The organism is Arthrobacter sp. TMP15, from assembly GCF_039529835.1.
In the GTDB taxonomy this organism is placed as follows: domain Bacteria; phylum Actinomycetota; class Actinomycetes; order Actinomycetales; family Micrococcaceae; genus Specibacter.
In genome coordinates this window covers 3,013,483-3,028,749 of the sequence record NZ_CP154262.1, presented here as the reverse complement: position 1 = coordinate 3,028,749, position 15,267 = coordinate 3,013,483, and the positions used below count along the sequence as shown (strand labels likewise).

The following is a 15,267-nucleotide window of genomic DNA, read 5'->3' as shown; positions in this document are numbered from 1 at the left end:
GGATTCTCCTCAGTCAATCGCAGGTGCATCCGGCACTACCGCTTTTGGTGCGCCGTGAGCGAAACCCGGCCCGCCGTCGTCGTACTTTTGGCGCTGAATCTGGCACTCGCCTTGACCGAGTGCTAACCAACTATCTAGAGTCGAGTTAGCACTCTCACCCGAGGGTGCTAACTTGCCAATCTTCTTGGCCATGGGAGCACCTCCGGCACCGCGACGACGGTTGGACTCCACACACATGGCGAAAAAGACTGCCAGGCATCCAAAAAATTTACGCATGTGAAGGGGAGGTCCGAGTGTCGGTCTCTATTAAGCCTCTTGAGGATCGTATTGTTGTTCGCCAGCTCGAAGCCGAGCTGACCACCGCATCAGGTCTGGTCATCCCGGACACTGCCAAGGAAAAGCCCCAAGAGGGCGAAGTTGTGGCAGTTGGACCCGGCCGCGTTGATGACAACGGCAACCGTGTCCCGATCGATGTTGCTGTTGGCGACGTCGTTATTTACTCCAAGTACGGTGGAACCGAAGTGAAGACCGGTGGCGAAGAGCTGCTCGTTCTCTCGGCCCGCGACGTACTGGCCATCGTCGTTAAGTAACGACCCTCGCCAAACAACCACTTTGTAAAGCCCCCGCGACCGGGACCGTAGCTTAGGTCACGAACGTGGGGTCTTTGCGTGAAAGGACATTAGGCATGGCCAAGCAGCTTGCATTTAATGACAGCGCACGGAAGGCCCTTGAAGCCGGTATCGACAAGCTTGCCGATACCGTCAAGGTCACCCTCGGCCCGCGCGGTCGCAACGTAGTACTGGATAAGAAGTGGGGAGCTCCCACCATCACCAACGACGGCGTCACAATCGCCCGCGAGGTGGAGCTGGAAGACCCGTACGAGAACCTAGGCGCACAGCTGGCCAAGGAAGTTGCCACGAAGACCAATGATGTTGCCGGCGACGGCACCACCACGGCCACAGTTTTGGCACAGGCACTGGTCAAGGAAGGCCTGCGCAACGTAGCCGCAGGTGCAGCCCCCGGCGAGCTCAAGCGCGGCATCCAGGTTTCCGTTGAAGCCATTGCCAAGCGCCTGCTTGAAAACGCACGCCCGGTTGGCGGTGGGCAGGTGGCAGAAGTTGCCGCCATCTCCGCGCAAAGCCAGGAAATCGGCGACCTGCTCGCCGAAGCATTTGAGAAGGTTGGCAAGGATGGTGTGATCACCATCGAGGAGTCATCCACAACCTCAACCGAGCTGGTCCTCACCGAGGGCATGCAGTTTGATAAGGGCTACCTGTCCCCGTACTTCGTCACTGACGCGGAACGCCAGGAAGCTGTTATGGAAGATGCACTGGTTTTGATCAACCAGGGCAAGATCTCCAACCTGCAGGAATTCCTGCCGCTGCTTGAAAAGGCACTTGCTGCCAACAAGCCGCTGTTCATCATTGCTGAAGATGTTGATGGCGAGGCACTGTCCACGCTGATCGTGAACCGTCTGCGCGGCACCTTGAACGTAGTTGCTGTCAAGGCACCGGGCTTCGGCGACCGCCGCAAGGCCATGCTGCAGGACATCGCGATCCTCACCGGCGCACAGGTTGTCTCTCCGGAGATCGGCCTGTCCCTGGATCAGGTTGGCCTTGAGGTTCTGGGTACGGCTCGCCGCATCACAGTCACCAAGGACAACACGACCATCGTTGACGGTGCAGGCACCGCTGGCGACGTCGCTGATCGCGTAGCCCAGCTGCATGCTGAGCTCAAGCGGACTGATTCCGATTGGGACAAGGAAAAGCTGCAGGAACGTCTGGCCAAGTTGGCTGGCGGCATTGGCGTGATCAAGGTTGGCGCAGCCACCGAGGTTGAGCTCAAGGAAAAGAAGCACCGCATTGAGGACGCTGTGTCCGCAACGCGTGCAGCCCTGGAAGAAGGCATTGTGGCTGGTGGCGGTTCCGCACTGGTCCAGGCTGCCAAGGCCCTTACCGAAGATGCTGCTGTTCTAGCCCTGACCGGTGATGCAGCAACGGCAATCGAGCTGGTTCGTAAGGCTGTTGCTCAGCCGCTGCGCTGGATTGCTCAGAATGCGGGCCACGACGGCTACGTTGTAGTGCACAAGGTTGGCGAACTTGACGATGGATTCGGCTTCAACGCTGCCACCGGCGAGTACGAGAACCTGGTCAAGGCCGGCGTCATCGACCCGGTCAAGGTCACGCGCTCAGCTCTGCGCAACGCAGCCTCCATCGCAGCTTTGGTGCTCACCACCGAAGTTCTCGTGACGGACAAGCCTGCCGAAGACGAAGAAGCCGGACACCAGCACTAGTCCCTAGCTTCTTCCCGTTTTCTCGGGGCGAACACTAGGAAAGCCGCCGCTTGCGGTTAAAGCCACCCGGCTACCGGGGGCTTTAACCGCAAGCGGCGGCTTTTTCGCTTCCTACTTGCGCCGACCAACGACCAAAGCGCGCAGTGCGTTCAAGATCGTGGCCAAATCCACGAGTTCCTGGGCCAGCGCCCCAGCCACGGCAGGGATGTAGCCAAATGCGGCGAGAATCATCAGCCCCACGCTCAGGATGATCCCGATCCAAATGCTTTGGATCGCTATTTTCATAGTCCGCTGGCCGATTTCCACCGACTGGGCAACCTTGGCCAGATCATCGACAAGGATGACAACATCAGCAGACTCACTGGCTGCCGTGGAACCTTTGGCACCCATGGCGATACCGACGTCAGCCACGGCAAGAACTGGTGCATCGTTGATGCCGTCACCAACCATCAGCACTGGCCGATCAAGCATCGAATTCACGATGGTGACTTTATCTTCGGGCAGTAAATTCGCCCGGATCTCGGTGATCCCTGCAGCACGGCCCACATGATCGGCCGTGGACTGCGCGTCCCCTGTCAGAATCATGGCATGGCGTACACCCAGCGAGTGCAGCGCGCTGACCGTTGCCGCGGAATTCTCCCGTATGTGGTCCCGCATGAGGAGAGTGCCAGCGAAGACTCCGTCAATGGCTACATAAACAGCCAACTGGCCGGGCACAAGTGCTGCTAGCACCACGTTATTGGCCTGCTGCGCCACGAACGCAGACTTTCCAACCACCACCACACTGCCATCGCATGTAGCAGTAACCCCGTTGGTGGCGTGTTCGACAGCGTTGTTTGAAGAATAGATTTCCAGTCCTTGCGCCTGCGCCGCATCAATGACGGCTGCCGCGAGAACGTGGGACGAGTATTGTTCGGCCGACGCCGCAAGGGACAACACCCGGTCAGCAGAGAAGTTACCTGCGGGCGTGATCGCCTCCAACGTTGGATGGCCACCCGTCAGGGTACCCGTTTTATCGAAAGCTGCTGTCTTAACGCGGCCAAGCTGTTCGAGTGTGCCACCATTTTTCACGATGATGCCAGCCTTGGCTGCCCGGCTCATACCGCCAAGGAATGCCACGGGTGCGGCAATCAGCAACGGACACGGAGTCGCCACGACCAAGACCTCGGCAAAGCGGGCCGGATCTTTACTCAGGAACCACGCCATTCCGGCCAGCACCAGAGCCACGATGGTGAAGGGCACCGCGTACCGGTCCGCCAATCTGACCATGGGTGCCTTGCTGTCTGCGGCCTCTTTGACCAGGGCAATGATGCGGCTGTATTGCGAGTCAGATTCCTTCGCTGTGACCAAGATGTGCAGCGCGGCCGAGCCATTGACTGTTCCACTGATAACAGGATCACCGGCAAACCGGTCAACGGGAAGGCTTTCTCCCGTCAACGCAGACTCGTCGAAGGAACCAGAATCAGAGAGCATCGTCCCGTCAACTGGAACCACTTCTGCCGGTTTGATGATGAGGACATCACCGACCTCTACTTCCGCCACAGGGATTTCTTCAGTCAGGCCGTCCGGGCCTTCTCGGTGTGCCGAAAGTGGTGCCCGCTCCAATAGGGAACGCAGTTCACGCTGGGCACGGCCGGCAGCAAAATCCTCCAGTGCTTCACCACCGGAGAGCATCAGGACAATGATCAGAGAGGCAATATATTCCCCGACAGCGACTGTGCTGACAATGGCTGTCAAAGCGAGTATGTCAATGCCCCAATGACCTCGCAGGATGTCCTTGACCATGCCAATGCCCTGGTGGAACGCGACCGCTATGGCGTAGATACTCGCCAACCACTGGGCAGCCGCACCTAAGCCTGTAAGAGCCAACGAGCCGGCAACAACCAGAACTAGGAGAGTCAGCGCCACTAGCGGGTATCGCCGGATGGCGGCGACTAGCGAGAACTGAGTGGAGGCCCGGGCCACCGGGCTGGTCGTCTCGGATGCATCTGTGGTGTGGGGGCGTGTGGCGTCCATGCCCTTACTCTGCCTTAGCTTTGCCGCCAAACACAGTATATGAGACACATTCCCAGTACCCGCGAGGCAAGGACACCGTCAGCAGTGGTGAGTGTTCAGCGGCGGAAAGGATTACGTGAGCCCACGTTGTGGGCATTTGCAGCCCCGTGTGCCGCGGAATAGATGGAAGGCCCAGGACGCCGTCGTCGTGCCATACGGTAAACGAAAAGCACAGTGACCGCAGCAAGAACAATGCCTGAAACATTGACCAAGAGTTGCAGCACCGAGCCAACAGCCCTGCCCTGTTCGCCCAACACCAATGCAACGGCTATATACCCCGCGGCAGGAATCGTTGTGACTGAAATGAACACGCCGACCAGGGCGGCGGATTTGCGTCCGATAAGTGAGAGCATTCCAGCCGCACCGGCAAGCACAGCCACAATGAAAGAGTACGGTCCTGGGTGGTAGATGAATTCGGTGGCACGGTTTTCACGGAGTACGTCAGCCGGGATGAAAAACCCCAGCCACAGGGAGAGCATTGTGGCCAGGGCCGCCAAAACGATGGCAATTGGGAACCCGATTATGAGTGCTACGGCGCCGCGCCGGGCCAGTTTCCAGCGCCGGTCCACCACGGCCAACGCCAACCCCGCCAACGGACCGAACTCGGGGCCCACCACCATGGCACCAACAATGGCGATGGTGGAATCGGTGACGATGCCGATCCCAGCCAACTGCACGGCGATAATCAGAAAGAGCATATAGTTCCAGGTCAGTTTCGAATCGGCATTCGTGTCCTTTTCAACTTCGGCCCAAATAATGGCGTCGGCACCGTCCCCGGAAACTTCCTTTTCCACTTCGTCCAAGCGGTCGGAGATAACCAATTCCGGTGAGCTGACGCTGATGGATCCTTGCTGGGCGATGTTGAGGGCTTCCAGCTTTTCCAACAGTCCCTCGACAGATTCGCGCACTGCCTGTAAAACGATGACGTCGCCCTTGGGGACAAGTGATACACCCCGAGTGCGAGAAATTTCTGAGACGCCGGGGTGGTTGCGAGCAATTTCTTCGACGGAATCTGCGGCCCCGGATGGGATAACAATGCGGATCTCCAACGCCATGGGAGGCCTTTCTCGTGCCAGTTTGTGGGCTTGATTCTATGTGATGATTTATGCCCAAATGTGACCCAGCTTGCGGGAATAGGGTCAGGAGCTCTTTCGTTTTAGACTGTAAGCAACGCACAGGCCAGCTTCGTAATCACGGAACAGGCCATAGGATGCACATCCCCAATGGTTCTACCCTTTGTCAAGGAGCCTTCGTGTCCCAGCCTGAAACTCATGATCCCTTCGCCCTAATTGGCCTGACCTATGACGATGTATTGCTTCTTCCCGGTCACACTAATGTGATCCCCTCAGAAGCAGACACCAGTTCAAAAGTCTCCAAACGCATCACCGTGCAGACACCCCTGCTTTCAGCGGCGATGGACACTGTGACTGAGTCTCGCATGGCCATCGCGATGGCGCGTCAGGGTGGTTTGGGTGTTGTTCACCGAAACCTCTCCATTGAACGTCAAGCCGAAGAAGTTGACCTGGTCAAACGCAGCGAATCGGGCATGATCACGAATCCTGTGACGGTGGGAGCCGATGCCACACTGGCTGAGCTGGATGAATTGTGTGCACGCTTCCGCGTTTCCGGTCTTCCCGTGGTTGACGATCGTGGCCGTCTAATGGGCATCGTCACCAACCGCGACATCGTCTTCATCCCGGAAAGCGAATACTCTCAGCGACTTGTTCGCGACGTCATGACACACATGCCGCTGATTACTGGCCGTGTTGGTATTAGCCGCGAAGACGCGTCTGCGCTCCTGGGTAAGAACAAAATTGAAAAGCTGCCGCTGGTAGATGACGCGGGCATTCTGCGCGGGCTGATTACGGTCAAGGATTTCTCTAAAGCCGAGCAGTACCCGCTGTCCACAAAAGACTCCGAGGGCCGTCTGCTTGTTGGCGCAGCCATTGGCTTCTTTGGGGATGGATACGAGCGTGCGATGACATTGGTTGAAGCCGGTGTTGATGCCTTGTTCGTTGATACTGCCAACGGCCACAGCCAAGGTGTGCTGGAAATGATCCAGCGGCTCAAGAGTGAAAAAGCTGCAGCTCATGTTGACGTCATTGGCGGTCAGGCAGCAACTCGTGAAGGTGCCCAGGCCCTGATTGACGCTGGCGCCGATGGTATTAAGGTTGGCGTTGGCCCAGGCTCTATTTGTACTACGCGCGTGGTTGCAGGGGTTGGTGTTCCACAGATCACCGCCATCTACGAATCCGCTAAGGCTGCCATACCGGCAGGTGTGCCGTTGATTGCCGACGGCGGGCTGCAGTACTCGGGCGATATCGGCAAGGCTCTGGTGGCTGGTGCCGACACGGTCATGATCGGTTCACTATTGGCGGGAACCGAAGAGTCCCCTGGGGAGACGGTTTTTGTCAATGGGAAGCAGTTCAAGGCTTACCGCGGCATGGGTTCTTTGGGTGCCATGCAGTCCCGTGGGAAGAACACGTCCTACTCAAAGGACCGTTACTTTCAGGCGGATGTGTCCGGAGATGAGAAGCTGATCCCCGAAGGCATCGAGGGCCGTGTTGCTTACCGTGGTCCGTTGGCATCTGTTGCTTATCAGCTGGTTGGTGGACTGCGCCAAACAATGTTTTATGTTGGCTCACCGAACATTGCGGAACTGAAGGCACGTGGCAAGTTCGTTCGGATCACTCCTGCTGGTCTCAAAGAATCCCACCCGCATGACATCACCATGACTGTGGAAGCCCCGAACTACCTCAACAAGTAGTTCCCTTCGTGGGGCTAGCGAAACGTCTTCATTAAGCTTCGCCCGGCGCCGTTGAGGTTGGAGGTGATGACACCCCATGGTCCTGAACTGCTCCCCGAAAGTTGGACTGAATAATTCAGTACCTTACTTTCGGGGAGTTTTTCATGCGTCCACGTAGTTCATTGACAGCCGAGCAGCGGCTAGCTGCCGTCGATCTGTTTGAGGAAGGGTTTGGGTATCGCGCGGTATCCTCAAGGCTGGGAGTCAGCGTGTCGGCTATTTGCGAGTTGAGAAGTCGTTTCAAGATCTGGGGTAGAGCAGTATTGGAAAACAAAACAACTAAGCAGGCGTATTCCTTTGATTTCAAGCTGGCGGTTGTTCGCCAATATCTCGACGGTAAGGGGACGCTGCAGGACCTTGCCCAGATGCATCAGCTCAGTTCTCTAGGCCTCTTGCGATCATGGATCCGCGCCTATCGGGACTATGGCCAGGAGGGCCTGCGCCCCAAGGCCAAGGGCCGGCCCAAATTTGTGCCTGAGACCCTATCGGTTGAAGTCAGTGAGCTGGAGAAGCTACGCCGCGAGAACGAACGTCTGGCGGCAGAGAACGCCTACCTAAAAAAAATACGGGCCTTGAGGAACCAACCACGGCGCTGAAAGTCAGCACCGTGATTTCCCTCAAGGCATCCCATGCCCTGCCCCTGTTGCTTCAAGCAGCGGGATTGGCTCGTTCCACATTTTTCCACCGTCAAGCGGCACTCAAAACCCCTGACCGGCACGCTGAGCTTCGAGCTCAGATCCACGAGGCTTTCACCGTAGCTAAGGGCCGCTACGGCCACCGGCGCATCCACGCAGTCCTGAGACGCCACGGCTGGCAGATCGCACGCAAGACCGTGCTGAAGCTGATGCGTGAGGAGAACCTGATCTGCAAAGTCCGTACCCGTCGCAAATATTCCTCTTACAAAGGCCAGGTCGGTAAGATCGCCGAGAACCTACTCAAACGAGAATTCGAAACCGATGCGCCGAACACCAAATGGGTGACCGACGTGACTGAGTTCAAAATCGCCGAACGCAAGGTCTACCTCTCACCGGTGTTAGATCTGTTTGACCGCTCGATCGTTTCCTACTCGGTTTCCCAGTCCCCGACCGTTTCCTTCACCAACGAATCACTCATCGCTGCGATTGGCACCCTCGCCCCGGGCGAGACCCCGATGATGCATTCAGACCAAGGATTCCAGTACCAAAACTCCAGCTGGCAGAAACTCCTTAGCGACGCCGAGATGGCCCAATCCATGTCGCGCAGGGGCAACTGTTTAGATAACTCGGTAATGGAAAACTTCTTCGGTCACCTCAAGGAAGAGATGTTCCATCGTCAAGAATTCACTGACACAGAAGTGTTCACCACCGAACTCCGGGACTATATCCACTGGTATAACACCGACCGCATCTCGTTAACGCTGCAGTGCCTGAGTCCGATGGAATATCGGGCTCAGGCACTGGCTGCGTAGACTCTTATTTATCGAGTCCAACTTTCGGGGAGCAGTTCATTCCTCCGGGGTGTCATCACCTCCAACCTCAACGGCTAAAACGCAACGGCTTAGCTGTTAGCTGTTAGCCGCTTTTACTGGTGATTGGTTTAAGCTTCCAGTGCTGCCTTGAACTGGGACATGGCTTCGCTCGCCGGGTAGCTGTTCTCGGTGAATTCTGACTCTGATCCGCTGCGTAGCATCCAATCACCGGACTCGTTTGCGGTCAGCTGGGCTACAAGGGGCTCGGCATCTACGCGTAAGCGCCGAACTACTGCTGTTGCGGGCAGACCTTCGGCAGCGCCCGTGAGGTACTCATTGCCTAGATGCAGCCCAAGCTCAAGCATGGCCGGGCCGGATTCGATGGGCTGAATCTCATGCACACCATGCGGACCGATGCTCAGCAGAACGGCTCCAACATTGGAACCCACGGCGAAAAGTACATGGTTGCTGGTTGGGGTGGTCAGCGAGATCTCCAACCACTCCTGAGCTTGGGAGAGCACTGTGCCAACAACAGCCGCTTTCTCAATGGGAACAATTTTCTCGGCCTGTTGCTCGGCCAACCCGCGCACCAACAATGTTGTCAGGCCAGCATTATGGAGTAGTTCATTGTCCCCGTGCTGGTCGAGCCGGAGCAGACCCAGCGTGACGGCAGCCGATTCAGTGGGGGTCATGGACAACAGGGTAAGAAGCTCATGATCGGTCATACGAAGTTCCGTGTCAGTCATGGACTAAGCGTAGCGGCCGAGGGGCCCCGTCCGAGCGAAGCGAGGGTTGGGGAGGGTGCAAGCGGTAGCGGCCGAGGGGCCCCGTCCGAGCGAAGCGAGGGTTGGGGAGGGTGCAAGCGGTAGCGGCCGAGGGGCCCCGTCCGAGCGAAGCGAGGGTTGGGGAGGGTGCAAGCGGTAGCGGCCGAGGGGCCCCGTCCGAGCGAAGCGAGGGTTGGGGAGGGTGCAAGCGGTAGCGGCCGAGGGGCCCCGTCCGAGCGAAGCGAGGGTGACATGGCCTTCACGGATGTGCCCGTGTTGGCGAGTGCGGGTGGGTAGTGTTTGATGGACGACGGCGGTGGGCAGCTTGCGTGCGTCAGCGCAGCCACGCCGTCGAACCTGAATGGTTGCGAATTTTTGGTGACGTGGAGAGTTCTCTCTTGATTCCAGACATGCTTCACATGCTCCTGCCATAACTGGAAGCGGGTGCGTTTGAGCGAGGCGATTTTACCGCAATGGTCCGGACACTGGAGCTTGGCGTGACTTTGGATAGGACACCCGCCATAGAGTTGGAATCAATGTCCGGCAGGAGCCACTGGCATCGCCCAATGAACTTCGCGTGAAGTGCCCTTTAATGGCTCTGGCCCTCGCTGCGATAGGCTAGGTGGCGTGACTTATGAGATTGAGATTGGCCTTGGTAAGCGCGGACGCCGCGCGTATTCGTTGGACGAGATTGCGATTGTGCCTTCCCGGCGTACCCGCGACCCACAAGACGTGTCAGTGAAGTGGCAGATTGATGCCTACCAATTCGATGTGCCGGTGCTTGGCGCGCCGATGGACTCAGTCATGTCCCCGGAGACTGCCATAGCCCTTGGGAAGTTGGGCGGGCTCGGCGTTCTGGACTTGGAAGGCTTGTGGACCCGGTACGAGGATCCGCAGCCACTGCTTGATGAAATCGCGATGCTTCAGGCTTCTGTGATGGATCCTGAAACAACCGTGCGCTTGCAACAGATCTACAGTGCCCCGATTCAAGCTGAGCTGATCACAGCCCGGCTAGCGGAAATTCGTGCCGCTGGTGTGACAGTAGCCGGATCGCTGACGCCGCAGCGCACGCAAGAATTTTACAAGACTGTCATCGCCGCGGGCGTAGACATCTTCGTGATCCGCGGAACTACGGTCTCGGCAGAGCACGTCTCGAAAACTACTGAGCCGTTGAACCTTAAGCAATTCATTTACGAGCTTGATGTTCCCGTCATTGTCGGTGGAGCTGCTGGTTACACCCCGGCGCTGCACCTGATGCGCACTGGCGCAGCGGGTGTGTTGGTTGGCTTCGGAGGCGGTGCCTCCACGACCACCAGCCGTGCGCTGGGAATTCGTTCCCCGATGGCAAGTGCCATTTCTGATGTGGCTTCAGCCCGTCGTGACTACATGGATGAATCAGGCGGTCGCTATGTGCATGTGATCGCCGACGGCGGCATGGGCTCTAGCGGTGACATTGTCAAAGCCATCGCCATGGGTGCGGATGCAGTAATGCTTGGCGCGGCACTGTCTCGTGCAGCAGAGGCTCCCGGTCAAGGCTGGCACTGGGGTGCCGAAGCCCACCACCAAGAATTGCCGCGCGGACACCGGGTGAACATGGGAACCGTGGGCACCTTGGCAGAAGTGCTGTATGGTCCGGCGCACCAGGCAGATGGAGCCTCCAACCTGATCGGTGCTCTACGCCGTTCAATGGCCACTACCGGTTACTCTGACTTGAAAGAATTCCAGCGTGTAGAGGTCATCGTTGCCCGTTAGTTCTTTCGATGCTTGACCCACTATTACAAAAGCGCCCCGTCCCTCGTGGACCGGGGCGCTTTGTGTGCGTTGTGCATGTCAGAAGCACTCACAGTGTCCAAGCGCGTGAGGCTAGACTCGTGGAAGGGGAAAATTTTTAAGTACAGCCGAAAGGTACTAATGACATTGGGTTCACTGGAACGCTATGACACAGAGTTGACCAACCCTGGTTTGGTAATTCTGGAAATGGTGGCGGATTCCAAAGAGGACGCGGCCGCGCAGTTGGCTGCCAAGCTGTTCGAGCAAGGCAGGGTCTCAGACCTGGATGGCTTTCTACGGGACGTCAATGCCCGGGAACACCAGATGGCGACAGGGCTGCCAGGCGGGGTGGGCTTGCCGCACGCCAGAAGCGTGCATGTTAAAGAGATATCCATCGCTGTTGGCATCACAAAGTTTGACCACAGCTTGGATTTTGGTGCTGTGGACGGGCCAGCATCAGTGATCTTGCTCATTGCCACTCCCGACAGCTCATTCTCTGCACACCTTGAAGTGCTGGCCACCTTGGCCCGCTCTTTGTTTAAAGAGAACTTCCGGGAGTCGCTGCGCAGAGCCCACGATGCCGAAGTTATTTCAGAGTTGATCAACTCAACTCTGGTGTTTTTCGACCACTAGTCCCCACGCCCTCCCAACACTCGCAAGCTCGTGTCGGGTCCCTCGGGCGCGTGGGCCCACCCACGCCCTCCCAACACTCGCAAGCTCGTGTCGGGTCCCTCGGGCGCGTGGGCCCACCCACGCCCTCCCAACACTCGCAAGCTCGTGCCGGGTCCCTCGGGCGCGTGGGCCCACCTGATCATGTTCTTCAACTGCATTCGTTGTTCTACAGCGTGACGAAGTACCGTTGAGCTGTGTTGAAAACTGCCGTTAAGCCCAAATGGATAGCAGCGCTCGTGTTCGCGCTTGCCGTGGCCGCCGCCTTCGTGCTTTTGAGTCAGTGGCAGCTCTCGCGTTCGCTGGAAAAGGATGTTGCTCCGCCCTCTGTGACAGAACAGATCCAGCCATTACTTGACACGTTGTCTCCCGGGGCGCCCATGATGGGCACCGCTGAAGGACAAGTTGTCACGGCCACGGGTGAATTTGATCCGAGCAAGCAGGTATTGGTTCCCTCACGCCTGCAGGATGACAACGTTGGATACTGGGTGGTTACTGCCTTTAAAGTCGAGGGTGCACCGGCACTAAGCGGAGTTGCAGCTACCAAGGAAATCGTCATTCCGGTAGCCCGAGGATGGGTTGTTTCTCCTGACAATGTGCCAAGTGCACCACTGGGAACTGTTGCCCTTGAAGGCAGATTGCTGAACTCGGAAGGTCCAGAATTGGCCAAGGACCTGCCGACCGGTCAAGTGAAAACTCTGTCCTCTGCTGAACTGACGAATATTTGGTCAGTGAGTACCTATTCCGCGTTCATAGTTTCCCACAGTGAGACTATTGAGGGCAAAGACGTAGGCGCGAAAGCTCAAGGCGCGGCCCTAGTTCCCATTACCGTCACCGCCACGGATCAAAACAACAAGGTCAATTGGCTGAACATCTTCTACGCGATTGAATGGGTATTGTTTGCGGGCTTTGCCGTTTTCCTATGGTGGCGCCTGGTGGCAGACGATTATCGCCGTGACCAAGACGAACTTTTTGATATCAACGATGAAGATGAAGACGCTAGTGACGATGATGGAAGTGACGGCCAGCAACCGTCAGTAGCACCGCACACGCACTGAGTTTTTTGCACCGACTGAAGACATGCACCGACTGGTTTTGTTACAGTCAGCAACCAAGCACAGATTGAAGGAGAGCCGGCACAGTGACCGAGCCTAAGAACACCGAATCCAGCACCGAACCCACTAATACCGAGCCGGCAAAGAAAGCAGCAAGCCCGGCTGTACAGGGAGGCGCATCGCAACCGGCTAAAACAGCACCAAAGCGTCGCTTCGGGGGAACGCCAGCACAGATTCTCAGTGCATTAAAATTCTATAAAGTCCTTGCATACGCCACGGGGACCATGCTGCTTTTGCTCGTTGTTGAATTGGTGTTGCGCTACGGCTTCCAGAGTGTGCTTGTGGCCGGCGGTACGGATACTGCGGGGGCTTCTCACGGACTAGGACTCGTCAATATTGACGGTGGCCTGATGGCCGTCACCGGCGGTGTAAACCTCTCAACGATGGTCTTGATCATTCACGGCTGGATGTACGTGGTGTACCTGATTGCCGATTTCCGTCTGTGGACGCTGATGCGCTGGCCGTTCGGGAAACTCGTCCTCATCGCTCTTGGTGGCGTGGTGCCCTTCCTCTCATTCATTGTTGAGGGCAGGGTTCACAAGGAAGTGCTGGCCGAAGTGGCAGCCAACCCCAAGGCCGGGAAGCGTTACTAACCCTGAACTCCTAGGGCACTTTTGTGGTTCATTTTTGAGTAGCTGGTCACTGAAAATGCGGTACCGGGACTGGTTGGCTGCGGCGTAGGTTAAGATTGAACCGTGACTAATCCCGCTACGCCTCAGACTTCCCAGAAGCCCGTCCTGGTTGTGGACTACGGTGCCCAGTACGCCCAGTTGATTGCGCGCCGTGTGCGTGAGGCAAACGTGTACTCGGAAATCGTGCCACATACCTATACAACCGCGCAGTTGCTTGCCAAAAACCCAGCTGCCATTATCCTTTCCGGTGGACCCTCTAGTGTCTACGCCGAAGGCGCACCCAGCATTGGTGTCGACCTTTTTGAAGCTGGTATCCCGGTACTCGGCATTTGCTACGGCTTCCAAGCCATGGCGGCCGCTTTGGGCGGCACCGTAGCCCAGACCGGTCAACGCGAATACGGATCAACCCAAGTACAACTCTTGGGTGAAAGCCGCTCCATCCTTAGCTCAACAGGGGCGGAACAAACCACTTGGATGAGCCACGGGGATAGCGTCCATGAGGCTCCGGCAGGCTTTGATGTTCTGGCATCTTCTCCCGGCGCACCTGTTGCCGCCTTCGCCAATGAGGAAAAGTGCCTCTTTGGCGTGCAATGGCACCCCGAGGTCAAGCACTCCGAATTTGGCCAACAGGTGTTGGAAAATTTCTTGTTCAATGGTGCCAAACTTGAGAAGAACTGGACCGCCACCAGCATCTTGGACGAGCAGATTGACCGCATCCGCGAGCAGATCGGCGACGCCAAAGTGTTGTGTGGACTCTCCGGCGGCGTTGACTCAGCAGTGGCCGCTGCCTTGGTGCAGCGTGCAGTTGGCGATCAGTTGACCTGCGTGTTCGTCAACCACGGCCTGCTTCGTCAAGGTGAAGCTGAGCAAGTTGAGTTGGACTTTGTTGCCTCAACCGGAGCCAAACTCTACGTAGCCAACGAGCAGGACCGGTTCCTGAACGCCCTCGCTGGCGTCTCTGATCCTGAAACAAAGCGGAAGATCATTGGTCGCGAGTTCATTCGCGCCTTCGAAGAGGCGGAGCGGGCCATCATGGCTGAGGCTGCCTTGGAAGGTGAAGAGATCAAGTTCTTGGTTCAAGGAACCTTGTACCCGGACGTTGTTGAGTCTGGCGGTGGTGAAGGCGCAGCCAACATCAAGAGCCACCACAACGTAGGCGGACTACCCGAAGATCTACGCTTTGAACTTGTTGAGCCGCTGCGGGCCTTGTTCAAGGACGAGGTACGTGCGGTTGGTGCCGAGTTGGGTCTGCCACCTGAGATTGTGGGCCGCCAGCCGTTCCCCGGTCCCGGCCTGGGTATTCGCATCGTGGGCGAAATTACCGGCGAACGTCTTGAACTGCTCCGAAACGCGGACGCCATTGCCCGAGCCGAGCTCACGGCAGCTGGCTTGGACAATGAAGTGTGGCAGATGCCTGTGGTGCTGCTTGCCGATGTCCGCAGCGTTGGTGTGATGGGAGATGGGCGCACCTACGGTCACCCTATCGTGTTGCGCCCGGTGTCCTCAGAAGACGCTATGACCGCGGATTGGTCACGCCTGCCGTACGACTTGCTGGCAAAAATTTCCAACCGGATCACTAATGAAGTGGATGGGGTAAACCGCGTGGTTCTGGATGTCACCTCCAAACCACCGGGAACTATTGAGTGGGAGTAGTTCCCACTTTTGGGACACTGGTGGACGCCATTACCTGTGGAAATAGGGAAATTTGGTGTCCTC

General features: G+C 57.4%; 14 protein-coding genes. 10 read left to right on the top strand and 4 right to left on the bottom strand.

What is annotated here, in order from left to right:
• Positions 1–9 precede the first annotated feature (9 nt).
• A complete protein-coding gene (locus tag AAFM46_RS13600; protein ID WP_283532214.1) occupies positions 10–192 on the bottom strand; it encodes a hypothetical protein in 183 nt (60 codons plus the stop codon).
• A gap of 101 nt (positions 193–293) precedes the next feature.
• On the opposite strand from AAFM46_RS13600, the gene groES reads away from it, so the two are divergent.
• Positions 294–590 carry a co-chaperone GroES gene (groES, locus tag AAFM46_RS13595; RefSeq protein WP_038464523.1) on the top strand — a complete coding sequence of 99 codons (297 nt, stop codon included), beginning with the start codon at positions 294–296 and terminating at the stop codon, positions 588–590.
• A 95-nt stretch (positions 591–685) separates the two neighbouring features.
• The gene (gene groL / locus AAFM46_RS13590; protein WP_283532215.1) at positions 686–2,293 is read left to right on the top strand and encodes a chaperonin GroEL; all 1,608 of its coding nucleotides are present in this window, start codon (positions 686–688) and stop codon (positions 2,291–2,293) included.
• Positions 2,294–2,404: 111 nt separating this feature from the next.
• Here the strand turns inward: groL and AAFM46_RS13585 are convergent, their stop codons facing one another.
• Together AAFM46_RS13585 and AAFM46_RS13580 are read right to left on the bottom strand one after the other, a co-directional pair.
• A complete protein-coding gene (locus AAFM46_RS13585) occupies positions 2,405–4,309 on the bottom strand; it encodes a heavy metal translocating P-type ATPase (RefSeq protein WP_343318366.1) in 1,905 nt (634 codons plus the stop codon).
• 95 nt (positions 4,310–4,404) lie between these two features.
• Positions 4,405–5,403: a TIGR00341 family protein gene (locus AAFM46_RS13580; protein ID WP_343318365.1), complete on the bottom strand. Its 999-nt coding sequence runs from the start codon at positions 5,401–5,403 to the stop codon at positions 4,405–4,407.
• A 197-nt stretch (positions 5,404–5,600) separates the two neighbouring features.
• Between AAFM46_RS13580 and guaB the strand changes: the two genes are divergently transcribed.
• From guaB to AAFM46_RS13565, 3 genes are all read left to right on the top strand, one after another.
• Positions 5,601–7,115: an IMP dehydrogenase gene (gene guaB / locus AAFM46_RS13575; protein WP_343318364.1), complete on the top strand. Its 1,515-nt coding sequence runs from the start codon at positions 5,601–5,603 to the stop codon at positions 7,113–7,115.
• A gap of 143 nt (positions 7,116–7,258) precedes the next feature.
• Complete coding sequence (locus AAFM46_RS13570) at positions 7,259–7,750, top strand: transposase (protein WP_343318362.1); 492 nt, start codon at positions 7,259–7,261, stop codon at positions 7,748–7,750.
• Between the two features lie 11 nt (positions 7,751–7,761).
• On the top strand, positions 7,762–8,601 hold the full coding sequence (locus tag AAFM46_RS13565; protein ID WP_343318360.1) for an IS3 family transposase: 840 nt from the start codon (positions 7,762–7,764) through the stop codon (positions 8,599–8,601).
• A 128-nt stretch (positions 8,602–8,729) separates the two neighbouring features.
• Here AAFM46_RS13565 and AAFM46_RS13560 read toward each other — a convergent pair whose 3' ends face one another.
• Positions 8,730–9,347, bottom strand: coding sequence for a hypothetical protein (locus tag AAFM46_RS13560; protein WP_343318358.1), 618 nt, complete (start codon positions 9,345–9,347; stop codon positions 8,730–8,732).
• A gap of 645 nt (positions 9,348–9,992) precedes the next feature.
• Between AAFM46_RS13560 and AAFM46_RS13555 the strand changes: the two genes are divergently transcribed.
• The 5 genes from AAFM46_RS13555 to guaA all read left to right on the top strand — a co-directional run bounded on the left by AAFM46_RS13555 (position 9,993) and on the right by guaA (position 15,204).
• Positions 9,993–11,117 (top strand): GuaB3 family IMP dehydrogenase-related protein, encoded by a 1,125-nt coding sequence (locus AAFM46_RS13555; RefSeq protein WP_283532220.1) that lies wholly within the window; start codon positions 9,993–9,995, stop codon positions 11,115–11,117.
• Between the two features lie 159 nt (positions 11,118–11,276).
• Positions 11,277–11,768 (top strand): PTS sugar transporter subunit IIA, encoded by a 492-nt coding sequence (locus AAFM46_RS13550; RefSeq protein ID WP_283532222.1) that lies wholly within the window; start codon positions 11,277–11,279, stop codon positions 11,766–11,768.
• 233 nt (positions 11,769–12,001) lie between these two features.
• A complete protein-coding gene (locus tag AAFM46_RS13545) occupies positions 12,002–12,862 on the top strand; it encodes an SURF1 family protein (RefSeq protein ID WP_343318356.1) in 861 nt (286 codons plus the stop codon).
• A gap of 230 nt (positions 12,863–13,092) precedes the next feature.
• Positions 13,093–13,512: a DUF3817 domain-containing protein gene (locus AAFM46_RS13540; protein WP_283532261.1), complete on the top strand. Its 420-nt coding sequence runs from the start codon at positions 13,093–13,095 to the stop codon at positions 13,510–13,512.
• 102 nt (positions 13,513–13,614) lie between these two features.
• Positions 13,615–15,204 (top strand): glutamine-hydrolyzing GMP synthase, encoded by a 1,590-nt coding sequence (gene guaA, locus AAFM46_RS13535; RefSeq protein ID WP_343318354.1) that lies wholly within the window; start codon positions 13,615–13,617, stop codon positions 15,202–15,204.
• Positions 15,205–15,267: the final 63 nt, after the last annotated feature.

What these genes read in the sequence shown, in the direction of transcription:
- AAFM46_RS13600 (WP_283532214.1), bottom strand. Translation starts at nt 192, where the DNA reads ATGGCCAAGAAGATTGGCAAGTTAGCACCCTCGGGTGAGAGTGCTAAC.
- groL (WP_283532215.1), top strand. Translation starts at nt 686, where the DNA reads ATGGCCAAGCAGCTTGCATTTAATGACAGCGCACGGAAGGCCCTTGAA.
- AAFM46_RS13585 (WP_343318366.1), bottom strand. Translation starts at nt 4,309, where the DNA reads ATGGACGCCACACGCCCCCACACCACAGATGCATCCGAGACGACCAGC.
- AAFM46_RS13580 (WP_343318365.1), bottom strand. Translation starts at nt 5,403, where the DNA reads ATGGCGTTGGAGATCCGCATTGTTATCCCATCCGGGGCCGCAGATTCC.
- AAFM46_RS13570 (WP_343318362.1), top strand. Translation starts at nt 7,259, where the DNA reads ATGCGTCCACGTAGTTCATTGACAGCCGAGCAGCGGCTAGCTGCCGTC.
- AAFM46_RS13560 (WP_343318358.1), bottom strand. Translation starts at nt 9,347, where the DNA reads ATGACTGACACGGAACTTCGTATGACCGATCATGAGCTTCTTACCCTG.
- AAFM46_RS13550 (WP_283532222.1), top strand. Translation starts at nt 11,277, where the DNA reads ATGACATTGGGTTCACTGGAACGCTATGACACAGAGTTGACCAACCCT.